General features: G+C 67.4%; 24 protein-coding genes and 1 tRNA gene. 17 read left to right on the top strand and 8 right to left on the bottom strand.

Annotated features, from left to right (window positions below):
* Positions 1-25: 25 nt before the first annotated feature.
* Positions 26-172, bottom strand: coding sequence for a hypothetical protein (locus TX76_RS18085; RefSeq protein WP_195156031.1), 147 nt, complete (start codon positions 170-172; stop codon positions 26-28).
* Between the two features lie 179 nt (positions 173-351).
* Here TX76_RS18085 and TX76_RS08680 point away from each other — a divergent pair, with 179 nt between their 5' ends.
* On the top strand, positions 352-636 hold the full coding sequence (locus TX76_RS08680; protein ID WP_049901639.1) for a GYD domain-containing protein: 285 nt from the start codon (positions 352-354) through the stop codon (positions 634-636).
* Between the two features lie 6 nt (positions 637-642).
* Here TX76_RS08680 and TX76_RS08675 read toward each other — a convergent pair whose 3' ends face one another.
* Both TX76_RS08675 and TX76_RS08670 read right to left on the bottom strand, forming a co-directional pair.
* The gene (locus TX76_RS08675) at positions 643-936 is read right to left on the bottom strand and encodes a DUF424 domain-containing protein (protein WP_049901637.1); all 294 of its coding nucleotides are present in this window, start codon (positions 934-936) and stop codon (positions 643-645) included.
* A complete protein-coding gene (locus TX76_RS08670) occupies positions 917-1,762 on the bottom strand; it encodes a tetratricopeptide repeat protein (RefSeq protein WP_049901636.1) in 846 nt (281 codons plus the stop codon). Before TX76_RS08670 ends, TX76_RS08675 begins: the two co-directional genes overlap by 20 nt.
* A gap of 53 nt (positions 1,763-1,815) precedes the next feature.
* On the opposite strand from TX76_RS08670, the gene thpR reads away from it, so the two are divergent.
* The 8 genes from thpR (at position 1,816) to TX76_RS08630 (ending at position 8,121) form a co-directional block, all read left to right on the top strand.
* On the top strand, positions 1,816-2,367 hold the full coding sequence (gene thpR / locus TX76_RS08665) for an RNA 2',3'-cyclic phosphodiesterase (protein ID WP_049901634.1): 552 nt from the start codon (positions 1,816-1,818) through the stop codon (positions 2,365-2,367).
* Positions 2,368-2,903: 536 nt separating this feature from the next.
* Positions 2,904-3,056 carry a 50S ribosomal protein L39e gene (locus TX76_RS08660; protein WP_049901633.1) on the top strand — a complete coding sequence of 51 codons (153 nt, stop codon included), beginning with the start codon at positions 2,904-2,906 and terminating at the stop codon, positions 3,054-3,056.
* On the top strand, positions 3,053-3,331 hold the full coding sequence (locus tag TX76_RS08655) for a 50S ribosomal protein L31e (protein WP_049901631.1): 279 nt from the start codon (positions 3,053-3,055) through the stop codon (positions 3,329-3,331). The genes TX76_RS08660 and TX76_RS08655 overlap by 4 nt, the downstream gene beginning before the upstream one ends.
* 1 nt (position 3,332) lies before the next feature.
* The gene (locus tag TX76_RS08650; protein ID WP_049901629.1) at positions 3,333-3,998 is read left to right on the top strand and encodes a translation initiation factor IF-6; all 666 of its coding nucleotides are present in this window, start codon (positions 3,333-3,335) and stop codon (positions 3,996-3,998) included.
* A 109-nt stretch (positions 3,999-4,107) separates the two neighbouring features.
* Positions 4,108-4,584 carry a prefoldin subunit alpha gene (pfdA, locus tag TX76_RS08645; protein WP_049901627.1) on the top strand — a complete coding sequence of 159 codons (477 nt, stop codon included), beginning with the start codon at positions 4,108-4,110 and terminating at the stop codon, positions 4,582-4,584.
* A gap of 9 nt (positions 4,585-4,593) precedes the next feature.
* On the top strand, positions 4,594-5,898 hold the full coding sequence (gene ftsY / locus TX76_RS08640) for a signal recognition particle-docking protein FtsY (RefSeq protein ID WP_049901625.1): 1,305 nt from the start codon (positions 4,594-4,596) through the stop codon (positions 5,896-5,898).
* 19 nt (positions 5,899-5,917) lie between these two features.
* Positions 5,918-6,409 (top strand): metal-dependent hydrolase, encoded by a 492-nt coding sequence (locus tag TX76_RS08635; protein WP_049901623.1) that lies wholly within the window; start codon positions 5,918-5,920, stop codon positions 6,407-6,409.
* 308 nt (positions 6,410-6,717) lie between these two features.
* A complete protein-coding gene (locus TX76_RS08630; protein WP_049901621.1) occupies positions 6,718-8,121 on the top strand; it encodes a signal recognition particle protein Srp54 in 1,404 nt (467 codons plus the stop codon).
* Positions 8,122-8,123: 2 nt separating this feature from the next.
* Here the strand turns inward: TX76_RS08630 and TX76_RS08625 are convergent, their stop codons facing one another.
* Entirely contained in the window at positions 8,124-8,468 is a 345-nt protein-coding gene (locus tag TX76_RS08625; RefSeq protein ID WP_154019043.1) for a hypothetical protein, read from the bottom strand.
* Between the two features lie 146 nt (positions 8,469-8,614).
* Between TX76_RS08625 and TX76_RS08620 the strand changes: the two genes are divergently transcribed.
* From TX76_RS08620 to TX76_RS08595, 6 genes are all read left to right on the top strand, one after another.
* Positions 8,615-8,851 carry an antitoxin VapB family protein gene (locus TX76_RS08620; protein ID WP_049901616.1) on the top strand — a complete coding sequence of 79 codons (237 nt, stop codon included), beginning with the start codon at positions 8,615-8,617 and terminating at the stop codon, positions 8,849-8,851.
* A 7-nt stretch (positions 8,852-8,858) separates the two neighbouring features.
* Positions 8,859-9,257, top strand: coding sequence for a PIN domain-containing protein (locus TX76_RS08615; RefSeq protein WP_049901614.1), 399 nt, complete (start codon positions 8,859-8,861; stop codon positions 9,255-9,257).
* 66 nt (positions 9,258-9,323) lie between these two features.
* Positions 9,324-9,902: a magnesium transporter gene (locus TX76_RS08610; RefSeq protein ID WP_049901612.1), complete on the top strand. Its 579-nt coding sequence runs from the start codon at positions 9,324-9,326 to the stop codon at positions 9,900-9,902.
* Positions 9,903-10,460, top strand: a complete 558-nt coding sequence (locus TX76_RS08605) for a magnesium transporter (protein WP_049901610.1) — start codon at positions 9,903-9,905, stop codon at positions 10,458-10,460. It abuts the gene before it with no gap.
* Positions 10,461-10,530: 70 nt separating this feature from the next.
* Complete coding sequence (locus TX76_RS08600) at positions 10,531-11,514, top strand: lamin tail domain-containing protein (RefSeq protein ID WP_049901608.1); 984 nt, start codon at positions 10,531-10,533, stop codon at positions 11,512-11,514.
* 59 nt (positions 11,515-11,573) lie between these two features.
* Positions 11,574-12,665 (top strand): molybdopterin-dependent oxidoreductase, encoded by a 1,092-nt coding sequence (locus TX76_RS08595; protein ID WP_049901606.1) that lies wholly within the window; start codon positions 11,574-11,576, stop codon positions 12,663-12,665.
* Here TX76_RS08595 and TX76_RS08590 read toward each other — a convergent pair.
* Together TX76_RS08590 and TX76_RS08585 are read right to left on the bottom strand one after the other, a co-directional pair.
* Entirely contained in the window at positions 12,649-13,062 is a 414-nt protein-coding gene (locus TX76_RS08590) for an RNA-binding domain-containing protein (protein WP_049901604.1), read from the bottom strand. The genes TX76_RS08595 and TX76_RS08590 overlap by 17 nt on opposite strands.
* Positions 13,059-13,640, bottom strand: a complete 582-nt coding sequence (locus TX76_RS08585) for an AAA family ATPase (protein WP_049901602.1) — start codon at positions 13,638-13,640, stop codon at positions 13,059-13,061. The genes TX76_RS08590 and TX76_RS08585 overlap by 4 nt, the downstream gene beginning before the upstream one ends.
* An 83-nt stretch (positions 13,641-13,723) precedes the next feature.
* Here TX76_RS08585 and TX76_RS08580 point away from each other — a divergent pair.
* Both TX76_RS08580 and TX76_RS08575 read left to right on the top strand, forming a co-directional pair.
* A tRNA-Arg gene (locus tag TX76_RS08580) sits at positions 13,724-13,798 on the top strand.
* Between the two features lie 414 nt (positions 13,799-14,212).
* Complete coding sequence (locus TX76_RS08575) at positions 14,213-14,911, top strand: SDR family NAD(P)-dependent oxidoreductase (RefSeq protein WP_049901600.1); 699 nt, start codon at positions 14,213-14,215, stop codon at positions 14,909-14,911.
* Positions 14,912-14,915: 4 nt separating this feature from the next.
* On the opposite strand, the gene TX76_RS08570 is transcribed toward TX76_RS08575, so the two are convergent.
* Complete coding sequence (locus TX76_RS08570; protein ID WP_049901598.1) at positions 14,916-16,016, bottom strand: aminopeptidase; 1,101 nt, start codon at positions 16,014-16,016, stop codon at positions 14,916-14,918.
* A gap of 351 nt (positions 16,017-16,367) precedes the next feature.
* The gene (locus TX76_RS08565) at positions 16,368-17,459 is read right to left on the bottom strand and encodes an aminopeptidase (protein ID WP_049901596.1); all 1,092 of its coding nucleotides are present in this window, start codon (positions 17,457-17,459) and stop codon (positions 16,368-16,370) included.
* Positions 17,460-17,479 lie beyond the last annotated feature (20 nt).

Here is a 17,479-nt window from a genome sequence, read left to right as displayed (position 1 = left end):
TTCGGTCAGCACGCGCTCGTGGCGCTCAGACGACGCGGCGCGACATCACCAGCAGTCCGAGCACGAGCAGCGCGAGCCCCCAGTACAGCGAATCGCCGGGCACCCAGACCAACAGCAGCGTGACGATACCGGAGGTGAACAGCGACCAACCGACGGTCGTGGAGTGGCTCATGGAACTACGCCGGACGCGAACGGGTAAAGCTCCCCGTCGGCAGTTGCAAGCCGACACCCGTTCGTGGGAGCGACGAGTGCTGAGTGGATACCGACTGTTCGCGATCAGAACGACGAAACGTCGGTGCCGGCGACGGGTCGGCCGGAACGGTTTTAGTTGCCGCGGTCGGAACGCCGGCCATGCAGACCTGGGTTGCGCTCGTCGAAGTCGTCGATGCCGAGTTTCAGGACCTCCAGGAGCTCGCCTCGCTCTGGGGCGACATCAACATCGAACTGGAGGAGGTCGAGGCCGAACTCCAGGAGACCTACGCGCTGCTCGGGCGGTACGACTTCCTCGTGGTGTTCGAGGCCCCCGACCGCGAGTCGGTGTTCGAGGTCTCGCTGGCCGCCGAGCGCCACGGCCTCGACATGGACTCGATGGAGGGCGTCCCGATCGAGGCGTTCGGCGGCATGGTCGACGAGTAAGACGACTCACTCCAGACGCAACAGCTGAGCGTGGCGGGTCTCGCCGAGATCGAGCACGCTCTCCTCGTCGACGAACCCGTGCTCGACCGCGAGCGCCACGGCGTCGGTCCCGACGATGTTCGCCACCCGCGCACCCGCGAGACTCGCCACCACCTCTTCCTCGTCGGCGGGCTCGCCGTCGTAGAACTCCTCGTTCACCTCGAAGTCGATCTCGCCGTTTGCGAAGGTCTCGCCGAGCACATCGGAGTCGCAGACCGAGACCAGGCGGCCCTCGGGCGTCTCACGCTCGTTGACGATCACGGACGAGCTCCTCTTCGGCCTCCTCGCGGAGTTCGCGCGCCTCCGCGGCGAGCTCCTCGGCTTTCTCGTCCTCGCCGGTTTCCTCCAGCGCGCGCGCTTTCTCCTCGATGACCTCGGCGTTTCGGAATCCCAGCCGGATCGCGTTGTCGAACGCGTCGAGCGCCTCGCTCGCGAGCCCGCGTTCGAGCAGGAAAAAGCCGCGATTGAACCACGCCTGTGGGAAGCGTGCGTCGATCTCGACGGCGCGTTCGGCGTGTTCCAGCGCCTGCTCGGACCGGCCGGCCTCCCAGAGCGCCGAGGCGAGGTTGGTCTCGGCGCTCGCGGCGTGTTCGCTCCGATCGTCGATCCGGAGCGCCTCCTGGTGCGCGCCGATCGCCTCGTCGTACTCTTCGAGTTCGGCGTGGGCCGCGCCCTTGTTGACCCACGCCTCCTGTTCGGTCGACTCGTCGTCGGCGAAGCGGGCGGCGCGTTCCAGCGTTTCAGTCGCCTGCTCGTAGCGGTTGATCCGGAGGTAGTTCAGCCCCACGTCGACGAGTTCTTCGGCATCCACGTCACCGGCACCGAGCTGGCGCTCGTCGAGCAGGTCGGCCACCGCGCGCGAGTCGACGGGATCGACCTCGCTCGGGTCGACCGAGAGCTCGGGCGGGTCGAGATCGAACCCCTCGGGCTCGCCGAACCCCTGACCCGCGGAGAACTGGTGGTCGTCCGCGGCGTCGTCGGCGGGATCGGGGACGGGCTCGTCGGCTGCGGGGCGAGGATCGTGGTCGTCGGCGGCATCGCGATTCCGTTCGGCGTCGGGGGCGCGTTCGGACTCGTCGTCGGTCATGGGTATCCATAGACGACGACCGTGATTAAGGGCTACGACCGCGTACGCTCGGTATGCGACTGTTCGTGAGCGTCGATCTCGACGGGTTCGCCGCGGAGATCAGGAGCGTTCAGGAGCGGGTCGGCGACGCGAGCGGGGTGCGACGCACCGATCCCGAGAACGTCCACGTGACGCTGAAGTTCCTCGGCGAGGTCGAGGAAGAGCGGGTGTCGGATCTCGCGGCGAATCTGGCCGACGCGATCGACGAGGCGGGTGTCGAGCCGTTCGCGGCCGTCTTCGGCGGGCTCGGCGCGTTCCCGAGCGAGGAGTACATCCGCGTGATCTGGGTCGGCGTCCGCGAGGGTGGCGACGAGCTTGCCAGGCTCCACGGAGCGATCGAGAATCGAACCACCGAGATGGGGTTCGATCCCGCCGATCACGAGTTCACGCCGCACGCGACGATCGCCCGGATGGATCACGCCGGCGGCAAGGATCGGGTCCAGCGCGCGCTCCGCGAGAGCGATCCCACCGTCGGGGCGCTCAACGTGGACGAGGTCCGACTGACCGAGAGCGTGCTCGCCGACGACGGCCCGGAGTACACGACCGTCGAGCGCTTCGAGTTGTGAGGGCGTATCCTGTTTTCTGAGGGACGTTTGTTGCTGGAGGTGATTTGTTGCTGGACGTAGCGGTGGCGCGCGGGAGCGCGCGAAGCGCGTGACTCGCGCGAGGGATGAGCGACGCGAGGGGTGGGCGGCGTGAGCGCAGCGAGGGCCGCCAAGCGAACGGGGAGCAAAGCGACCCGTGAGCGAAACGAGCGGAGCGAATCGGCTGGGGAGGGTGTGGTCGTCGCGGTCCGGTGGCGGAACGTCAGTGATTGCACCGCGAACGAGCCGCGGGCGAGTGAGCGGGCCGAGGAACCCCCGAGCGAAGCGAGTGGAGTGCCGGAGTCTGCGTGAGCGAAGCGAACGCAGGCTCGGCAGAGCGAAGCTCTGTCGGTGGCTTTTGATCCACATTTTGGAGTAGCGAGGGACGCTTCGCGTCCCTCGTACCGTGCGAGCGGGCCTTCGGCCCGCGAGCAGAGAGCGACCGGAGTGAGCGACCGTAGCAAAAGGTGGGTGTGAAGGAACAACGATTTAAGCCACGCCGGCCGAATGCGTCCATCATGGGCAAGAACTCGAAAGCCAAGAAGAAGCGGCTGGGGAAGCTCGAACGCCAGAACTCCCGAGTGCCGGCGTGGGTCATCATGAAGACCGACCGCGACACGATGCGCAACCCGAAACGGCGCAACTGGCGGCGGAGTGACACGGACGAATGAGCGCCGAGGACTTCGAGGAGCGGGTCGTGACGGTCCCGCTCCGGGACGTGAAGGCGGGCGCGAACCACGAGGGTGCGGACCGGGCGATGAAGATCATCCGGGATCACCTCGCACAGCACTTCAAGACCGATCACGACGCGGTGCGGCTCGACCCCTCCATCAACGAGGCGGTCTGGGCGCGCGGCCGGGGCAACCCCCCGAGCAAGCTCCGCGTGCGGGCGGCCCGGTTCGAGGAGGAAGGCGAGCGCGTGGTCGAAGCCGAGCACGCGGAGTAGCGTGCTCCGCGCGGCCTTTTCCGGTTCGGCGTACGTCGGCGTCTTCGCCCGAGCCACCGACGACTGCGTGCTCGTTCGACCCGACGTCGACGACGACCTTCTCGCGGCGCTGACCGACGAGCTCGGCGTCTCCGCGGTGCGAACCACGGTCGCCGGCTCCGGCACCGTGGGCGCGCTCGTCGCGGGCAACTCCAACGGGTTGGTGACGAGCAGCCGTCTCACCGACGTCGAGCGCGACCGGCTCGACGACGCGCTCGACGTGCCCGTGGCGGAGCTGCCCGGCCGGATCAACGCCGCCGGCAACGTCGTGCTCGCGAACGACCACGGGGCGTACCTCCACCCGGATCTCCCCGACGAGGCAGTATCGACCGTCGAGGAACATCTCGACGTGCCGGCCGATCGGGGTGCACTCGCTGGCGTTCGAACTGTCGGCACGGCGGCGGTCGCCACCAATCGGGGCGTGCTCTGCCATCCGAAAAGCACCGACGAGGAGCTGGATCACGTCGAGGAGCTGCTCGGCGTTCCGGCGGACATCGGGACCATCAACTACGGTGCGCCGGTGGTGGGGTCGGGACTGCTCGCCAACTCTCACGGGTACGTCGCGGGCGAGGAGACGACCGGGCCAGAGCTCGGTCGGATCGAGGACGCGCTCGGCTACATCGAGTGAGCAGGTAAGACAACATACTTCCGGCGCGCCCGCCCAACCGGGGTATGGACGAGTTCGTGACACCCGAAACGCATCGATCGAAAGCGACTGCCGTGCAGGGGGACAGCCGATGAGCCTCGGTGGTGGCGGCGGTGGCGGCCAGCTCGAACAGCTTTCCGAGGAGATCGAGAACCTCGAACGCCACGAGCAGGCGCTCGAACAGGAGATCGAGGAGTTCCAGGAGGAGCAGCGCGAGATCGACGAGGCGACCGAGGCGCTCGACGCGCTCGAAAGCGGCTCCACAGTTCAGGTCCCGCTCGGCGGCGACGCGTACGTCCGGGCCGAGATCCAGGATATCGACGAGGCAGTGGTGAGCCTCGGTGGCGGGTACGCCGCCGAGCGCGACAAGGAGGGCGCGATCGACACCCTCGAAACCAAACGCGACGCGCTCGACGACCGGATCGAGGAGGTCCGCGAGGAGATCACCGAGGTCGAGGGCGAACGCAACGAGCTCGAACAGCAGGCCCAGCAGATGCAACAACAGCAGATGCAGCAGCTCCAGGGCCAGATGGGCGGCATGGGCGAGGAAGCGGACGACGACGAGTAAGGCCGGACGATGTTCGACGGACTCAAGGACAAGCTCTCCTCCTTCCAGCGCGACGCCGAGGAGGAACTCGACGAGGCGGCCAGTGAGGCCGCAGACCCCGAAGCCGAGAGTGAAATCGAGAGCGAGAAGGCCGAACCCGACGCTCCCGACGATGAGGGCGACGTCGAGGCAGAAGCCGGAGCCGAGACGGAGCCGGGGACCACGACGGCGGCGTCAGCGGGAGTCGAAAGCGACGCGGGCCCCGAAACGGAAGGCCCCGACGGTGAACCCGCATCGGCGACGGCAGACGAGCCAACGGAGCCGGCGGCGGAGCGGTCCACGGAGACCGCCGCCGACGCGGCACGTCGAGGATGGTCGACATCGAGGACGGACGACGATCGAGAAGCGGACGAGGCGGAGAGTGACGATGAGGAGGGAAGCGATCTCGGTCTCGGGACGCGCGCGAAGCTGTTCGCCACGGGGCAGTCACTGATCGAGGCGGGCGAGCTCGACGATCCCCTATTCGATCTCGAGATGGCGCTGCTCGAAAGCGACGTCGAGATGAGCGTCGCCGAGGCGATCCTTGACCGACTCCGCGAGGAACTCACTGGCGCGACCCGCGCCCAGGTCAAGACCACCGGCACGGTGGTCGAGGAGGCGCTCGCCGAGGCACTTCGAGAGGTCATCAGCGTCGGTCAGTTCGACTTCGACGAGCGAATCGCCGCAGCCGACAAACCCGTGACGATCGTCTTCACGGGAATCAACGGTGTCGGGAAGACGACGACGATCGCGAAGCTCGCACGCTACTTCGAGGAGCGCGGCCTTTCGACCGTGCTCGCGAACGGCGACACCTATCGGGCGGGCGCGAACGAGCAGTTGGGCGAGCACGCAGACCGGTTGGGAAAGAAGCTGATCGCCCACGACCAGGGCTCGGATCCCGCCGCCGTGCTCTACGACGCCGTCGAGTACGCCGAGGCGAACGATATCGACGTGGTGTTGGGGGATACGGCGGGTCGGCTCCACACCTCGAACGACCTGATGGCCCAGTTGGCAAAGATCGATCGGGTGGTCGATCCCGACATGACGCTGTTCGTGGACGAGGCGGTCGCGGGCCAGGACGCCACCAATCGTGCCGAGGAGTTCGACGACGCCGCGGCGATCAACGGCGCAATTCTGGCGAAGGCAGACGCCGACTCCCAGGGCGGGGCGGCGATCTCGATCGCCCACGTCACCGGCAAGCCGATCCTCTTTTTGGGCACTGGCCAAGGCTACGACGACATCGAGCGGTTCGATCCCGACGTGCTCGTCGACCGGCTGCTCGGCGGCGAGGAGTAGGTCGGGGAGAAGAACAGGTGTGTACCGCCAGGGCCACATCGGCGTCGGGCTGCTTTGCTACGCCCCAGCTGGCTATGCGATGCTTTCGACCGGGCGGGTCGCGCTCGCTGTTGCCGGGTTCGCGGTGATGATCTGGCTCGCCATGCTGCCAGACATCGATATGCGGCTTCCGTATGTCACTCATCGAGGCCCGACCCACACGCTCGGGTTCGCGGTGATCGTTGGGCTCGTATGCGGTGCAGTCGGCTGGTTTCTCGGATCTGAGCTAGTTATGTTCGAGCCACGGCTGCTTGCCTCGTTCGGGTTCGGACTCGGTGCGCTGGCGGTCGTCGCCCATCTGATCGCCGACTGGCTGACGCCGATGGGGATCGCGCCGTTCTGGCCGCTGTCGGCCCGTCGGTTCTCGCTCGGGTTCGCTCGCGCATCGAGCACGCTCGCGAACGGGTTTCTGTTCGTGCTCGGCGTCGGCGCGACGGCCGCGGTGCTGTGGGTCACGGGATTGATCGGGTAACGGCGGATGGCGCGCGGGAGTGCGCGAAGCGCACGACTCGCGCGAGGGATGAGCGAAGCGAGCAGTGGGCGGCGCGAACGTAGTGAGGGCCGCCAAGCGAACGGGGAGCGAAGGCGACCCGTGAGCAACGCGAGCGGAGCGAATCGGCTGGGGAGGGTGTGGCTTGCGGTACTCATTTGTCTCGGGCAAGTGGGCGTTTCACTATCGGTTCCACTCGTTTCGACGCTACAGCCTCGTAACCAGAACGGCCCTCAGCCACACAGTTCGACGGACAAGCCTTTACCAGCCACACGACGTAGCTCCCGCAAATGGTACTCGACGATCTCGGGAGTTCCCTTCGGGGAACCCTCGACCGACTTCAGGGAAAGACCAGGCTCGACGAGGAAGACGTCGAGGAAGTAGTGAGAGAAATCCAGCGCTCGCTGATCCAGGCCGACGTCGAGATCGGCCTCGTGATGGAGCTCTCCGAGAGCATCGAGCAGCGCGCGCTCGAAGAGGAGCCCCCCGGCGGCACCACGGCTCGGGACTTCGTCCTCCGGATCGTCTACGAGGAGATGGTCGACCTCGTCGGCGAGTCGACCGATCTGCCTCTCGAACCCCAGACCATCCTGCTCGCGGGGCTCCAGGGGTCGGGGAAGACCACGACCGCGGCGAAGATGGCGTGGTGGTTCTCGAAGAAGGGGCTCCGGCCAGCGGTGATCCAGACCGACACCTTCCGACCAGGCGCGTACGATCAGGCGAAGGAGATGGCCGAACGCGCGGAAGTCACCTTCTACGGCGACCCCGACGCCGACGACCCCGTCCAGATCGCCCGCGACGGGCTGGCGGCGACCGAGGAGGCCGACATCCACATCGTCGACACCGCGGGTCGCCACGCCTTAGAGGAGGGGCTGATCGACGAGATCCAGGAAATCGATGAGGTCGTCGAACCCGATCGAAGCCTGCTCGTGATGGACGCGGCGTTGGGCCAGGGAGCGAAGGACCAGGCCCAGCGCTTCGAGGAGGCCATCGGGATCGACGGCGTCGCGATCACCAAGCTCGATGGGACCGCGAAGGGTGGGGGCGCACTCACGGCGGTCAACGAGACCGACTCCTCGATCGCGTTTCTCGGGACGGGTGAGACGGTACAGGACGTCGAGCGCTTCGAGCCCAACGGGTTCATCTCCCGACTGCTGGGGATGGGCGACCTCAAGCAGCTCGCCGAGCGGGTCGAGCGCGCGATGGCCGACACCGACACCGACGAGGAGGACTGGGATCCCGAGGACATCCTGGATGGCCAGTTCACCCTGAAGGACATGCGCCACCAGATGGACGCGATGAACAAGATGGGGCCGCTCGATCAGGTGCTCGACATGATCCCCGGATTGGGCGGCGGGATCAAGGACCAGCTCCCCGACGACGCGATGGACGTCACCCAGGATCGGATGCGGAGCTTCGACATCGTGATGGACTCGATGACCGAAGACGAGCTCGAAAACCCCCGATCCGTGGGCGCGAGCCAGACTCGCCGGATCGCGCGCGGCAGCGGCCAGCCCGAAGAGCGGGTCCAGGAACTCTTAGAGCAGCACCGCATGATGGAACGAACGTTGAAACAGTTCCAGGGGATGGGCGACGCCGACATGCAGCGGATGATGAAGCGGATGGAGGGCGAGGGCGGCGGCGGCATGGGCGGAATGGGTGGGATGGGGGGTGGTGGCGGACCGTTCGGGTAAGGCTACGAAGCGTTCGCGCGGTCCTCGGGGTTGGAGCCAGAGAACATGGAGAAGAGAGCGATACCAGTACCGACCAGCGCCGCGATGCCGGCGTAGTAGACGAACGGGCCTTGCGCCACGAACCCATCGACGACGAAGGCGAGGGCGAGACCGATGGCCAGGCCGACCCAACCGATGGCTCGTGTGCGTCGCCGATTAGCGATTTCGATGAGCTGGAACACGCCACCAACAAGAAACGCAAAGCCGGTCATTAGACCGAACGGAACGGTGTAGCTGTCCGTCGAAACCGTGAGATCGAACACGGTATCGACGATCAGAACAGCCCCGCCACCGAAGACGAGCAGCAAATACAACACGGCTCGTTCACGGGAACTCCACATTCGGGTCCGGCGACGATATGTCGAAGTAAAAATATTCCGACAGTCGGGTCGATCAGTACTGTCGACGAAGCGTCGGCCGAACAGTTATTCGTTGTCAACGCCACCGTCAACGCATGGGGATCGCCGACGAGCAGATCCGCGTCAGCAGCGGGGTGAAGCGTGAACTCGAACGGCAAAAACGCGCCGGCGAGTCGTACAACGAAGTGCTGGAACGGATGCTCGCCGAACAGCCTGCGGCGAGTTTCGAGGACGGGTTCGGTCGCTGGTCCGACGAGGAGGCAGCACGCGTCCGCGAAGGACGCCGGCAGACACGGGAGAAGCGAAAGCGTCGGATGAGGCGCGAGCGCTGAGCTCCCGATGAAGGTTCTCGATGCGACCTTCCTCATCGACTATCTCGGCGGCGTCTCCGCGACGAAGGACTTCTACGAGGAGTACGGTGGCGGAGCGGAGGCGTGGATCATGCCTACGCCGGCCTACGCGGAGGTGCTCGCTGGCGAGGGGAATCTTCCCGACGGGGACGTTGCCGGTGCTGTGGAGGCCCTCGCGTGGGGGCAGGTATACGGAGTCGACGAGCAGCTCGCCGTTACCGCGGCCGAAATCGCGGACGAGGTCGGCCCGGAGGGACCGTATCTCGATGGCTGCGATGCGCTGATCGCTGCGACCGGACGGGAGCTGGATGCGCCGGTCGTCTCCGCCGACGACGACCTGACGCACCCCGAAACCGGAGCCGTCGTCGACGTGCTCGAATACCGATGACGATGGGTGTCGGGAGCCACGATCGATGCGGCCGGCTTTTTGTCCTCGGCGCGTCTCGACCAACCGATGACCGTCGCCGAGGTCGCGCGCGAGGCCTACCGCGAGGCGCTGCCGGCGCTGTCGGCGAGCCTCGTCGGTGGCCTTCTCGCGGGCGTGGTCCTCGGCGGGATGCGTGAGGAACTCCGAGCGGTATCCGGACTTCTCGTGCTCGTGCCCGCGCTGCTCGCGACGCGGGGCAACGTCTACAGCTCACTCGGCGCGCGGATCGCCACCGCGCTCCACCAGGGCCTCGTCGAACCTCGCGTGCGCGGCGGCGACCCTCGGCTCCGGTCGGCGGTTGCGGCGTCGATCGCGAACGGATTGCTCGCGAGCGCGTTCGCCGCGACCGCGGCGTACGTCGTCCTGTGGGCACTTGCGGCGTCGCCCGCGCCGCTCGCCACGCTCGTCGGGATCTCGGTACTCGCCGGGCTGCTCTCGGGCGTGACGCTCTCGACGGTGGTCGTACTCGCGGTGTTCGCTGGCTACCGGCGGGGGTACAACCCCGACACGCTGGTCGGGCCGCTCGTCACCACCACCGGCGACGTGTTCGGGATCGCCTACCTGTTGCTCGCGGTGCGGATCGTGCTCGCGCTCGGGGGTGGCTGAGTGCCGACCGAGTGGACGTTCCGGGCGATCACGCGGGCGCTGTTGCCCGTCCTCGTCGTGCTCACGCTCGTCGAACTCGGGAGCGGGTTCGTGCTCGGCTCGTTCGAGGCCACCCTCCTCCGCTACCCCGCGCTGCTCGTGCTCGTGCCGGTCACGATCGGCACGGCGGGTAATCTGGGCAGCGTGCTCGCCGCGCGGCTCTCGACCGCCTTCCACCTCGGCACGCTCTCCTTTTCCCCGACCGACGACACCCTCGCGGGCAACGCCGTCGCCACCGTGGGGCTCGCGCTCACCGTCTTCCCGGTCGTCGGTGCTGGCGCGTGGGCGCTCACCGCACTCACCGCCGGCTCGAGGCTCGCACTCCCGACGGTGGTGCTGGTCGCGACCGCGAGCGGCGCGGTGCTCGCGGTGCTCGCCGTCGCCGTCACGATCGTGGCGACCTACGCCGCCTACCGGTACGGACTCGACCCCGACGACCTCGTGATCCCGGTCGTGACGAACGTCTGTGACGTGCTCGGGGTGCTCGTGCTGTTCGGGGTCGTCCAGATCGTGATCTGAGCCCGGAACCCGAAACGGGACACCCGAGACACGTCCGAAGGTTTAGAAGGGATGACGCGATCGTGTGGGTATGCGCCGCCTCGCGTGGGTTCTCGTGGCCTGTGTCGTCCTCGCCGGCTGCGCGGGAACGACGCCGGGGACGACCGAGCCCACGACGTCGACGGTCGAGACACCTAGCATCACGACGGCTCCGGCGGCGACTGCCACGAGCGGAACGACCGTCGACCGACCGGGAGGGCGGGCAGCGACCGTTACCAGGGTCGTCGACGGCGACACCATCGAGGTCCGATACGCGAACGGAACGATCGATACGGTTCGGCTGCTCGGCGTCGACACCCCGGAAGTCCACGTCGCGAACGATCCACCGGAGTTCGAGGGAGTCCCCGACAGCGAAGCAGGGAGCGCCTGTCTCCGGGACGCGGGCCGGAACGCGAGCGCGTTCGTCGAACGGGCCCTCGCGGACGAGCAGGTGCGCCTCGTGGCCGGCGGCGACCGCCGCGACCGCTACGGCCGGCTGCTGGCGTTCGTCCGGCACGACGGGACTGCGGTCAACTATCGCCTCGTCGCCGAGGGGTACGCCCGGGTGTACGACACCTCGTTCGCGGGTCGCGAGCGGTTCGATCGGGCCGAGGCACGCGCCCAGCGGGAGAGACTCGGTCTCTGGACGTGTGCGACCGATAGCACCGAATCGGGAGCGACGACCGGCGAACGGTCGGAACCGGGTGGACTCGTGATCACCGATATCGAGCCGGACGCACCGGGCAACGACAACGCGAACCCCAACGGGGAGCGAATCGTGTTCGAGAATCGGGGGGAGACACGCATCGACCTCGGCGGCTGGACCGTGAGCGACGCTGCCGATCACCGATACACGTTCCCGAGCGAATTCGCGCTCGGACCAGGCGAGCGGGTCACGCTCCACACGGGGACCGGATCGGACACCGCGAGCGAGCTGTACTGGGGAGCGTCGGGAGCCGTCTGGAACAACGACGGCGACACCGTGACGGTGCGGAACGAGGTGGGAGAAACGGTCGCCGAGCGGTCGTACGGCTGAGCGGTCGATCGTCCCGAGCGGGCGCAGGGCTCAACCGCCTAGAAACCGTACTCGAAACGATGGGGTCGCGTCTCGAACTCCCGCCGCGGCTGGTCGACTGGTCGATCCTCGGAGCCGTGTGCTTCGCGGTCGCCACCGGCCTGCTCGGGCTCGTTTCGGGACGCACCGGCGACGCGTGGGTGTTCGTGACCCACGGGATCGGCGGGCTCTCGCTCGTCCTCCTGCTGTTCTGGAAACTCCGCCGGGTGCGCCATCGAGTGACCGACCGAGTGGCGTGGGACCGATACACCCCGCTCTCGATTCTGCTGGGGATCGTCGCCATCGCGGCGCTCGCCACCGGGGCCTACTGGACGTTCGGTGGCCGTTTCGGGATCGGTCCGTGGACGGGGCTGTTCGTCCACATGGCGCTCGGCGTGCTCGTCGTTCCCCTCTTGCTCGTCCACCTGCGCGGACGGTTCCGGGCCCCGAGCACCGACGATTTCGCCGGACGACGGACTGCACTGAGCGGCCTCGCCGTCGTGGGCTTTGGCGCGCTGACGTGGCGACTCCAGCGCGAGGCCAACCGGCTGTTCGGGCTCGCGGGCGCGGATCACCGGTTCACCGGGTCGCGCGAGGACGGCAGCGGCGAGGGAAACGCGTTCCCGGTCACGAGCTGGGTCGCCGACGATCCCGATCCGATCGATCCCGACGACTGGCAGCTCCGGATCGGTGGCCGGGTCGAGCGCGAACTCTCACTCGACAGCGAAACGATCGACTCCGACGAAGGACGCCGTGCCGTGCTCGACTGCACCAGCGGCTGGTACTCGGAGCACGCCTGGCGGGGTGTCCGGGTCGGCGACCTCCTCGATAGCGCCGAACCGATCGACGAGGCGGAGTGGATCTCCTTTCGATCGGTGACGGGCTATCGCTGGAGCCTCCCTCTCGATGAAGCGCGCGACGCGCTGCTCGCGACCCACGTCGACGGCGAGCGACTCTCTCATGGCCACGGCTTTCCTCTCCGGCTCGTCGCGCCCGGTCGGCGCGGGTTCCAGTGGGTGAAGTGGGTCGAGACAGTCGAAGTGCGTCGAAAGCGTGACACGAGCGAGTGGCTGGCGATCTTCGTCAGCGGATTCGACGAGGCGAGCGCGGACCGTGCTACGGATCGTCGGTGATCGGGGTTCCATCCTCGGTCGACGGCGCGACGTGATCGACGTATTCCTCGACCGACGGCTCGTGGACGCGCACCCGGACGTGGATCTCGCCGAGTTCGCTCGGCTCGCCGACCGCGAAGTTGACCACGCCCTCGAACGCGGCCTGTTTTTTCAGGTCGAAGGAGAGCGTTTCGCCCTGACGGCCGTCGAAGAACTCGCCCCGGGCGGAGTCGAGGATCGACTGGCGGTGGAGGAGCTCCGAGAAGTGATCGAGCGAGTGGGTCTCGGCGCGGATCTCTCCCGGTTCGCGCTCGACGTTGGCCTCCGGGAAGAGGTTCGCCACCGCGTCGGCGACGCGATCCGTGACCTCGGTGTCGCGCACCGGCGCAGTGATCTGGACGTCGACCCGGTAGATCACGACTCGCCACCCCGCTCCACCTCGACCGCGTCCGTCCGTCCGTCGAGCAGCGCGCGGACGCGCTCGTGGAACACGTCGAGCGAGTCGGTGTTCGCGATCGTGAGATCGGCGTCGGCGATCGCGTCGTCCATCCCGAACCCGCGTTCGCGCTCGTCGCGCGCTTCGAGGCTCTCGCCGCCCGCCGCGGCCGGGGTGTCCCGTCCGCGCGAATCGACGCGCTCGGCCCGGGTCTCGAAGGGGGCCTCGATAGCGACGAGCGTGAACGCTTCGCCGAACGCCGTCTCGAACCGTGTTGCCTCGACGTCCGAGCGGATGCCGTCGACCAGCACGGTGTCGGCCGATTCGAGCGCGTCCTCGACGATCGGCAGCGAGCGCTCGGCGATCGCTCCCTTCCCCCCCTCCTCGCGGAGCGCGCTCGCCACCGCGCCGTGGTGTGTCGCGGGATCGAGGTCGCGATCGCGACACTCGCGCCGGATGACGTCGCCCATCGTCACCACGGGCACCCCCGCCTCGCGGGCGACGGCCGCGGCCTCGCTCTTGCCGCTGCCCGGCAGCCCGACGATACCGATGACTCCCATTGAGCGCCGATTGGCCGGAGACGGGGGTAAGCGTTCCGCACCAGACCCGACTGCTTTTCACCGACGGCGCGAACTCCCGAGCAGGGCACGTAGCTCAGTCCGGAGAGAGCGTTTGGCTTCTAACCAAACGGTCGCGGGTTCGAATCCCGTCGTGCCCGCTCTTCTGCGACGAACGGACGTGAGGAGCGGAGAGCGAACCGCGCGGGATTCGAACCCTACCAGTCGCGCGCAGCGAGCGAAGCGAGCGAGCACGTCTGGTTCCGGTTCGAATCCCACCGTGCCCGAACGTTTTTGCTTCGTCGGGTGCGCTCGCTTCGCTCGCGAACCACTCCTCGCAAAAACGTTCATGAAAAACACCCGCTCGTTCGCCTTCGGCACACTCGCGGCGAACCGCGCTCGCTTCGCTCGCGCGGACGCTACCTCTCACACCCGACCGCAACCGCACCGCTGAAGCCCTCGGCCGCTCGCTGCGCTCGCGCCCTCGCCCTTCATCCGCCAGGCACCGCCACCGTAACCGCAACCGCCACCGCCGGCCGCCGAACGGTTTTGGTCGCTCGTCCACTGAGTCGACCATGACACGCACAGTCGTCGTCGCGGGCGTCGGCCCAGGGCTCGGCGCGTCGATCGTCCGGAAGTTCGCGGCGGAAGGCTGCGACGTGGGACTGTTCGCGCGCTCGGCCAAGTTCGTGGAGGATCTCGCGGACGAACTCGACGAAGCGCCTGGCGACGCGCTTGCAGTCCCGACCGACGTCACCGATCCGGAAGCGGTCGCAGCGGGGTTCGAGACCGTTCGTGAGGCATTCGGCCCCGTGGACGTACTCGTGAACCACGCCAGCGGCGGTGCGTGGAAGGGGCTACGGGACCTCTCGACGGAGGAGTTCGATGAGGCGCTCGCGGTCGGCGCGCGCGGCGGCTTCCTTTGCTCGCAGGAGGCCGTCGAGGACATGCTCGACAACGACGGCGGGACGGTGATCTTCACCGGCGCGACCTCCTCAGTACGAGGCAACGACGGCGCACTCGCGTTCTCGGCCGGGAAGTTCGCGGTCCGGGGAATGGCCGAGTCGATGGCGCGCGACCTCGGCCCCGAGGGGATCCACGTCGCCCACGTCGTCATCGACGGCGGCATCCGCCCACCAGGACGCGAGGTCGGGAGTCCGGAGGAGTACCTCGATCCCGACGCCATCGCCGAAAGCTACTGGCATCTCGTCGAACAGGATCGGAGCGCGTGGACACTCGAACTCGACTTGCGGCCGCACACAGAGGGGTTCTAGGCCGCTATTCGTCGAAGTCGTCCTCGAACCGGAAGGTGCCGTTCCGTTGGACCACCTCGCCGTCGACCTCGATCCGCGAATCCTCGCCCATGTCCACGATCATGTCGACGTGCTGGGCGCTCCCGTTCTGTTCGTTGTCCTCGCCGACGTTCGCTTCGTAGGCCCGTCCGACCGCCATGTGGACGGTGTCGCCCATCTTCTCGTCGAACAGCATGTTGTACGTGAACTCGGTGATGTCGCGATTCATCCCGATGCCGAGCTCGCCGAGCCGGCGCGCGCCCTCGTCGGTGTCGAGGATCGACGTCAGGAGGTCCTCGTTCTTTTCGGCGCTGTGTTCGACCACTTCGCCGTCCTCGAAGCTCAGTCGGACATCGGTGATCTCGCTACCGCGGCGGTACACCGGCTTGTCGAAGTGGACCTCGCCCTCCACGCTGTCCGGCTGGGGGGCGGTGAACACCTCGCCGCCAGGCAGGTTGTTGGTGTTCGTGTCGTTGATGGTGTGGTTGCCGGCGACCGACATCGTCACGTCAGTCCCCTCGCCCGAGACGATCCGGACCTCATCGGCGGGGTCGAGGATTTCGACCATCTGTGCCTGAAACCCGTCCTGCTCGTCCCAGTCCTTCAGAACGGCGTCGTAGACGAAGTTCTCGTAGGCCTCGGTGCTCATCTCGGCGAGCTGGGCGTTCGCGGGCGCGGGGTGTTGGGTCAGTGTCCAGCGGTCGCCGAGGCGCTCGTCGAGGATCGGGCTGTGGGCGCTCTCGTAGGCGGCGTTCGTCTCGCTGTCGACGTCGCCGAGCTCGGTCACGTTCTGGTGGGCGCGGATGATGGCGTGGCAGTCGGCTGCCTCGATCAACGCCTGCTGGTGGCCCGGCGTCTCGAACTCGACGTCGGCCTCGTCGGCCGCCCGGAGGTACGCCCGGATCGCCCGGCCGCTTCGGTTCGTGCGCACCGCGAGCGGGTGTGCGCCGCGCTCGCCGGCGATCTCGTACAGCGCAGTCACGAGGTCGTCGGCCGGTGGTTCGGACTTGATGACGAACTCGTCGCCCGCCGAGAGATCGACGGCCTCGGCGATCAGATGGGCGTGCTCGCGGATGCGGGGGTCCATACTCACTCACCCGCTGGGTCGTCCAAACCAGTTTCGAAACGCAACTTTTGCCACGGGGACTCAGGACAAAGCCGTCGTCGAAACCGAGCGACAAACAGCGTCGGTGCGGTTGCGGCGGAAGCGGGTTGGCGCGCGGGAGTGCGCGGTGCGCACGACTCGTGCGAGGGATGAGCGAAGGAACGAAGTGACCGAGCGAATCGGTTGGGGAGGGAGTGGCCTGCGGCCCTCATTTGAGTCGCGTGAGCGGCGGGTTCCGGTACGGCGCGTCCCAAGCAGGGTATTCGTAAAAACATCCCATCGGCTGACCCGTTGATCCCGCTACGGGCCCTTACAACGGAATCCGACGAAACGCTACTCTTCGAAGCCGTCCTCGAACCGGAAGGTTCCGTCGCGCTGAATCACCTCGCCGTCGACCTCGATCCGGGAGTCCTCGCTCATGTCCACGATCATGTCCTGGTGCATCGCGCTCTCGTTTCGCTCACGGTCCTCGCCAACGGTCTCTTCGTAGGCTCGCCCGACCGCGAGGTGGACGGTGTCCCCCATCTTCTCGTCGAACAGCATGTTGTACGTGAACTGCGTGATGTCGCGGTTCATCCCGATCCCCAACTCGCCGAGGCGGCGTGCGCCCTCGTCGGTGTCGAGGATCGCAGTGAGCACGTCTTCGTTCCTTTCGGCGCTGTGCTCGACCACCTCGCCGCCCTCGAATCGGAGCGAGACGCCGTTGACCTCACGGCCCTGTGCCATCACCGGTTTGTCGAACAGCACCTCGCCCTCCACGCTGTCGGGGACGGGAGCGGTGAACACCTCCCCGCCGGGCAGGTTGTTCTCGCCGTAGTCGTTCTGGGTGACCATGCCGTCGACGCTCAGCCGGAGGTCGGTGGTGTCGCCGCTCACGATGTGGACCTCGCTCGCGGGGTCGAGGATCTCGACTAGCTGTTCTTGGTGCTCGCGCTGGGCGTCCCAGTCTTTGAGCACCGCGTCGTAGACGAACGCCTCGTATCCTTCGGAGCTCATCTCGGCGTCCTGGGCGTTGCCGTGTGTGGGAAACTGGGTGCCACACCAGCGCTTGTCCATCACTTCGTCGCTGAGGGGTTTCATCGCGGCCCCGTAGGCGGCGTTCTTCTCGGGTGCGACGTCGCCCGTCTCGTGGGTGTTCGTCGCCGCTCGGATCTGGATGAACACGTCCGCGGCCTCAACCGCGGCCATCGACTGGGCCGGAAGCTCGAAGTCGTCGGGCTCGCTCGCGCGCATGAACGCCCGCCTGGCGCGGCTGCTGCTCATCGTGGTCGAGGGGTTCGCGCCACGCTCGCCGAGCTTCTCGTAGAGCGCGATCACGAGGTCCTCCGCGGCCGGCGGGGCGGTGATCGAGACGGCGTCGTCAGGCTCGATGCTCGTGGAGTGCTCGACGATGACCTCGGCGTGGTCGTGGATGCGAGGGTCCATACCCCGTGCGTCGATCGGGT

It is taken from the genome of Halococcus agarilyticus (assembly GCF_000334895.1).
Taxonomy (GTDB): Archaea; Halobacteriota; Halobacteria; order Halobacteriales; family Halococcaceae; genus Halococcus; species Halococcus agarilyticus.
The sequence above is the reverse complement of the archived record's forward strand: the minus strand, read 5'-3'. Positions and strand labels throughout refer to the sequence as shown.

Coding starts and splice junctions, on each gene's coding strand:
- TX76_RS18085 (WP_195156031.1), bottom strand. CDS start 172: ATGAGCCACTCCACGACCGTCGGTTGGTCGCTGTTCACCTCCGGTATC.
- TX76_RS08680 (WP_049901639.1), top strand. CDS start 352: ATGCAGACCTGGGTTGCGCTCGTCGAAGTCGTCGATGCCGAGTTTCAG.
- TX76_RS08670 (WP_049901636.1), bottom strand. CDS start 1,762: ATGACCGACGACGAGTCCGAACGCGCCCCCGACGCCGAACGGAATCGC.
- thpR (WP_049901634.1), top strand. CDS start 1,816: ATGCGACTGTTCGTGAGCGTCGATCTCGACGGGTTCGCCGCGGAGATC.
- TX76_RS08660 (WP_049901633.1), top strand. CDS start 2,904: ATGGGCAAGAACTCGAAAGCCAAGAAGAAGCGGCTGGGGAAGCTCGAA.
- TX76_RS08655 (WP_049901631.1), top strand. CDS start 3,053: ATGAGCGCCGAGGACTTCGAGGAGCGGGTCGTGACGGTCCCGCTCCGG.
- pfdA (WP_049901627.1), top strand. CDS start 4,108: ATGAGCCTCGGTGGTGGCGGCGGTGGCGGCCAGCTCGAACAGCTTTCC.
- ftsY (WP_049901625.1), top strand. CDS start 4,594: ATGTTCGACGGACTCAAGGACAAGCTCTCCTCCTTCCAGCGCGACGCC.
- TX76_RS08630 (WP_049901621.1), top strand. CDS start 6,718: ATGGTACTCGACGATCTCGGGAGTTCCCTTCGGGGAACCCTCGACCGA.
- TX76_RS08620 (WP_049901616.1), top strand. CDS start 8,615: ATGGGGATCGCCGACGAGCAGATCCGCGTCAGCAGCGGGGTGAAGCGT.
- TX76_RS08615 (WP_049901614.1), top strand. CDS start 8,859: ATGAAGGTTCTCGATGCGACCTTCCTCATCGACTATCTCGGCGGCGTC.
- TX76_RS08610 (WP_049901612.1), top strand. CDS start 9,324: ATGACCGTCGCCGAGGTCGCGCGCGAGGCCTACCGCGAGGCGCTGCCG.
- TX76_RS08600 (WP_049901608.1), top strand. CDS start 10,531: ATGCGCCGCCTCGCGTGGGTTCTCGTGGCCTGTGTCGTCCTCGCCGGC.
- TX76_RS08595 (WP_049901606.1), top strand. CDS start 11,574: ATGGGGTCGCGTCTCGAACTCCCGCCGCGGCTGGTCGACTGGTCGATC.
- TX76_RS08585 (WP_049901602.1), bottom strand. CDS start 13,640: ATGGGAGTCATCGGTATCGTCGGGCTGCCGGGCAGCGGCAAGAGCGAG.
- TX76_RS08575 (WP_049901600.1), top strand. CDS start 14,213: ATGACACGCACAGTCGTCGTCGCGGGCGTCGGCCCAGGGCTCGGCGCG.
- TX76_RS08570 (WP_049901598.1), bottom strand. CDS start 16,016: ATGGACCCCCGCATCCGCGAGCACGCCCATCTGATCGCCGAGGCCGTC.
- TX76_RS08565 (WP_049901596.1), bottom strand. CDS start 17,459: ATGGACCCTCGCATCCACGACCACGCCGAGGTCATCGTCGAGCACTCC.